The 5,150-nt window shown below is 62.4% G+C and carries 3 protein-coding genes and 2 pseudogenes; 4 read left to right on the top strand and 1 reads right to left on the bottom strand.

Features of this window, described 5'->3' with window-relative positions; translation table 11 throughout:
- Nucleotides 1-136: 136 nt before the first annotated feature.
- The 3 genes and pseudogenes from Q8M85_RS15105 to Q8M85_RS15095 all read left to right on the top strand — a co-directional run.
- Nucleotides 137-529 (top strand): annotated as a pseudogene (locus tag Q8M85_RS15105) (antitoxin of toxin-antitoxin stability system); the annotation flags it as partial.
- A gap of 58 nt (nt 530-587) precedes the next feature.
- Nucleotides 588-989 (top strand): MbcA/ParS/Xre antitoxin family protein, encoded by a 402-nt coding sequence (locus Q8M85_RS15100; protein WP_305546097.1) that lies wholly within the window; start codon nt 588-590, stop codon nt 987-989.
- Nucleotides 986-1,687: an RES family NAD+ phosphorylase gene (locus Q8M85_RS15095; RefSeq protein ID WP_305546095.1), complete on the top strand. Its 702-nt coding sequence runs from the start codon at nt 986-988 to the stop codon at nt 1,685-1,687. The genes Q8M85_RS15100 and Q8M85_RS15095 overlap by 4 nt, the downstream gene beginning before the upstream one ends.
- A gap of 220 nt (nt 1,688-1,907) precedes the next feature.
- On the opposite strand, the gene Q8M85_RS15090 is transcribed toward Q8M85_RS15095, so the two are convergent.
- Complete coding sequence (locus Q8M85_RS15090; protein WP_305546093.1) at nt 1,908-2,204, bottom strand: hypothetical protein; 297 nt, start codon at nt 2,202-2,204, stop codon at nt 1,908-1,910.
- Nucleotides 2,205-2,380: 176 nt separating this feature from the next.
- Between Q8M85_RS15090 and Q8M85_RS15085 the strand changes: the two are divergent.
- A pseudogene (locus Q8M85_RS15085) lies at nt 2,381-4,990 on the top strand (strawberry notch-like NTP hydrolase domain-containing protein); the annotation flags it as partial.
- Between the last annotated feature and the right edge of the window lie 160 nt (nt 4,991-5,150).

The following is a 5,150-nucleotide window of genomic DNA, read 5'->3' as shown; positions in this document are numbered from 1 at the left end:
GAACCCGCGAGGGCACAAGCCCGTCGTTATGCGGAGCGGACTATCGAAAATCCCTCGCGTTTACAGCGTGATGACCGGACCGCTCCGCATAATCCGTCGCTCGGCATAACAGGCCTTATGCGGTGCTCTGCATAACGCCTGGTACGAGTGCTATTGGTCTCACAGTAGAGGTGCCGCCGCCAGCATCCGGGACTATGCCCCGACGGATGCGACGCTGCATGACATCGCCGACCGGCTGCAAGCCATCCAGCGGCGAAACTTCTACCAGCTCGCCGCCGAGGTCAGTCACCGTGGCCGCTACTATCACGAATACACCATGTCGGTGGACGTCACGCGCGACAGCCCGACTTGGCAGCCGCCGACCGAAGACGCCGAGGAGATAGTGACCGAGGCGCTGCGCGACTTGGCCCGATGGCTCTACCGCCAGCTTCAGGCCGAATACGACCACCTGACCTCGGACGAGGCAATCGAAGAGGGGATCATCGTCAACGAGTACACCTTCACCGAAGGAGGGCGGCGGTTTGGATGAGAGAGCGACCGGTTCATTTGATCTTTACAATGAGGCCATATGAACTATGTTAGTGGCAATGGAGGACAACATGTACGTCGCAGAGAAAATTCGAGAACCAGGGCAGGTCAACGCCGTCGCTTTGAAGGCCTATGCGCGCGTGGCCGATGCTTGGGGTCTCAGCCTGAAGGAAGCGGCGGGCCTTGCCGACATGTCAGAGAGCACGTGGAAGCGCGCCAAGAAGCCGGACTTCGCGGGGGAACTCACCAAGGACCAACTATTGCGGCTCAGCGCTGTGATTGGCATTTACAAATCGCTTGAGCTCTATTTCTCCGAGCCGCTGGCTCGAAGCTGGTTCGCCCGGCCGAACACCGGTCCGCTGTTTGGTGGTAATCGTCCGGTCGACACCGCTATCGACGGCGGTTTGCCTCAGATCCTTGCGGTGCAGACCTATCTTGACGCGTTGCGTGGTGGAGCATGAAGCAGACCGAGATTTCCGATCGTGGTCTCGTTCGCCTCCTGCCCGCCACCTACCACAAGCCGCCAGCTCTGCGCGGTCTTGTCGATACCGATGACGAGATGGAGATCTTGGCAGAGATTGAGGGCCTGACCAGCGGCCGTCTTCTTGCGGAACGTGGCCGTAACCCGCATCTCGACCCGCGGGAGCTTGCGTGGCAGCGCCGCAGCCGCGACCTGCGCATTTATGGTGACAGTCATGTCAACGCAGCCTTCACTTACACCCGTGCGGGCGGAAACCGCTTCAACACTGAGGAGCGGGGTGCTTGGTACTGCGCATGGGATGTGATGGTTTCCGTCAGCGAGGTGGCCTGGCATCGGACGCGGGAGCTTGGCTTTACGGGCAGCTTCAATGACAGCGCGCGCTATGTGGAAATGTTGGCCGATTTTATCGGGGTGTTCGACGACATGACCGATGAGCCGGATCATCCTGCCCTGCATCCGGATCCGGTTGTCGGATATCCCGAAGGTCAAAGCTTGGCCCAGCATCTGCGCCGAGCCGGATCCCGGGGCTTGATCTATCCTTCAGTTCGGGCTCCGGCTCCCGGTGGGAATTGCTTGGTCTGCTTTGAGCCACACGCCATCCAGAGCGTCCGTCCGGGCGCGTCTTGGGATCTTGTTTGGGATGGGACGTCGCACTACTCGATTACGGCGGTCGGCTAACAAGTTATAGCGCATGCTCCCTCGGAGGTTCGAAGAAATGAAATCAGCAAATGGCAACAGCCCCGACATCACAAACTTGAAGCCATGTGACCATCAGGCGTTCTTCGAAGCTCTGGAGTCTCCGTCGTCACCGACGGAAGCGCTGCGGGTCGCATTTCTCAGGCAGAAGGAATCCCTCGGTGATCCGGACGCCAACACTTCATTCCCTGACTGACACTCGTCACCGGTTGCCGTCGATCCATTTCGACATCAGGCCCTTGTCTCGGAAGCACTCGTCCGGAACGGCGCGCCGCTTGATACGAGCGAGCCGCTCGGCAAAGGCGACTTGCTTGGAGGACGGCAGCTGGTCGAGCGCGGAGACCGGTTTCAGCTTCGCCTGCGCATCGATCCAGGAACTCAAGGCCCGCCGATCCTGCTGTACCTCCCAAGGTAACAGCGTCTGGTTCTTGAGCGCCAGCGACCGCGCATAGGCGATCTGTTTGGGCGTCACGGGCAGGGCGAAGGTGGTGTCTTCCATCGGGGAAACTCCCTTGCTGGTTGGATTCCATATATAGAACATATCAGGAACAAAATCAACCACCGCTCTGCCGAGGATCGACGTTCGAGAGACAGAGGCAGGATGGGGCAGGGGGAGTTGGAAGGCTGCGCGAGAGCGCCTTCGGCTCACCGTTTTCCCCAACCCGAGGTGTTCTGATGACGTTCCAACCGCTTATCCCGACCGTGCTGACGCCGGTCGTTGTTCCTGTCCTGCCTGAGCCTGCCGCCGCGATCCTCGCCGTTGCCGAGGCGCTGCAGCCCGATCTGGCGCAGGGCTTCCAGATCGACGCGCTGCGCCTGCGGCTTGAGATGGAGCGCGCCTTCGGTGGCTCCGATGCGACAGGCGCCTGGGATTGGAAGCTGGCTTATGAGGCGGGCGAGGTGGCGTTGGTCCTATTCTTGCGGAAATTTGGCCGCGCCCTGCTGGCGCGGGCTGGATCACTTGCCTCACTGATGCCGATCCTCGCCAAAGTTTCGGGGCTTCTGCCAACCCATACGCGGCGGTCCGAAGAAATGGAGCGATTCCAGCAATTCTCGACGCCGCTGCCTATGGGCCTTGCAGCCCTGGCCGCCGCACAGATGACGCCGCGCGACCTGGTCCTCGAGCCGTCGGCCGGGACCGGGCTACTGGCGATCCTCGCCGAAATCGCGGGCGGCAGCCTCGCGCTGAACGAGCTGGCTGACATCCGAGGTGACCTTCTGCGCCTGCTGTTCCCGGGCCGCCCGGTCACTCGCTTTGACGCCGCGCAGATCGATGATCATCTCGACGCTGGCATGCGCCCGAGCGTCATCCTGATGAACCCGCCATTCTCGGCCATGGCCAACGTCGATGGTCGCACGACCGAGGCGACGGCCCGGCATCTGCGCTCGGCGCTTGCACGGCTGGCCCCTGGTGGACGGCTCGTGGTCATCACCGGGGCAGGTTTCGCGACCGACGCTCCGGCCTGGGCCGAGACTTTCGACCGCCTAACCCAGTCCGCGCATCTGGTTTTCACCGGCGCTGTGTCGGGGGCGGCCTTCGCCAAGCATGGCACCAGCTTTGAGACGCGGATCTCGGTCTTTGACAAATGCCGAGGTGGCGAGATGTGTGGCGTCACCGCTGACCTGCGTCAGCCAACGTCTCCGGATGTAGCGCATCTCCTCTCCCGGATCACCGCCGAAGTTCCGCCACGCTTTGAGTCGGATCAGGCCGCAACGGCAAGTCAGAGCCTTTCTTCCCTCTTCCCGGGAAACTCTGCGCCCTCCACGCGCAAAGCCATCGGCATATCTCGCGCGACTTCTGCGGCCCAACCCGAGCAAGCCATCGCTGCGATCGAGGCTGAAGATCTCGCCTACACCCTGCGCGAGGGGCGCGAGAACGATGATACCGCGCGCCTCTCGGATGCGATTTACGAGACGTTCCGCCTGCAGGCGATCGACATCCCCGGCGCGGTTCCACACCCGACGAAGCTCGTGCAATCGGCGGCGATGGCGTCAGTCATACCCCCAAAACCTTCTTACCGTCCGAGACTCCCTGCTACCGTCCTGCGCGACGGCCTGCTCTCCGACGCGCAGCTCGAGACTGTGATCTACGCTGGTGAAGCGCACGGTGCGTATCTCGCGGGATCCTGGACCGTCGATGAGACCGGCGACATGGTTTCGGCCGCGCCGGAAAATGCCGCTAACGCCATCCGCTTCCGCCGCGGATTCTTCCTTGGCGACGGCACCGGCGCGGGCAAGGGCCGCCAGTCGGCTGGCGTGCTGCTCGACAATTGGTGCAAAGGCCGACGCAAAGCCCTTTGGGTGTCAAAAAGCGACAAGCTCTTGGAAGACGCACAGCGCGACTGGTCAGCTCTCGGTCAGGAGCGGCTGCTGGTCACGCCACTGTCGCGTTTCGCGCAAGGCCGCGACATCCCGCTTTCTGAGGGCATCCTCTTCACCACCTACGCAACACTTCGCTCGGAAGAACGTGGGGCCAAGAAATCCCGCGTCGACCAGATCGTCGATTGGCTCGGAGCGGATTTCGACGGGGTGATCCTCTTCGACGAAGGCCATGCCATGGCCAATGCCGCAGGAAGCAAGGGTGAGCGCGGCGATACAGAGGCCTCGCAGCAGGGCAGGGCCGGCCTGCGACTGCAGCACAAGCTGCCCAATGCCCGCGTGGTCTATGTCTCGGCCACGGGTGCCACGACCGTCCACAACCTCGCCTATGCACAGCGGCTCGGTCTCTGGGGCGGGGAGGATTTCCCCTTCGCGACGCGCGCCGAATTCGTCGAGGCCATTGAGGCAGGCGGCGTCGCCGCCATGGAGGTGTTGGCCCGCGACCTGCGGTCTCTTGGCCTCTACACCGCCCGTTCGCTCTCCTACGACGGCATCGAATACGAGATGCTGGAACATGCGCTGACCCCGGAGCAGCGCGGCATCTACGATGCCTATGCCGGGGCTTTCGCCATCATCCACAACAACCTCACCGCCGCCATGGAGGCCGCCAACATCACTGGCCCGGCCAGCTCGACAGGCTCCAACGGCACCCTGAACCGCCAGGCCAAGTCCGCCGCCCGCTCGGCCTTCGAGTCCGCCAAGCAGCGCTTCTTCGGCCATCTGCTGACCTCGATGAAAACCCCCACCTTGATCGCCTCGATCGACGCCGATCTGGTTGCAGGGCATTCTGCCGTCATCCAGATCGTCTCGACCGGCGAGGCGCTGATGGAACGCCGCCTCTCGGACATCCCGACCGAGGAATGGAGCGACATCCGCGTCGACATCACACCGCGGGAATACGTCTTATCCGGAACTCCGGATAACGCGTAATATGCCGCGTCCGCGTTATGCAGAGCGCGGCGCTTCATGTCGTTGATATGATGTTTCATTCCGGGATCTCCACTTGGGATAATCATGATGCCTCTGCTCTCAACCGCAGAAGGACACCCCGACATGACCTCCCCCT

Origin of the sequence: Tabrizicola sp. (genome assembly GCF_030694085.1) — a bacterium.
Lineage (GTDB): Bacteria > Pseudomonadota > Alphaproteobacteria > Rhodobacterales > Rhodobacteraceae > Tabrizicola.
Note: the sequence above shows the minus strand (reverse complement) of the source record. Positions and strands in the feature narration are given on the sequence as shown.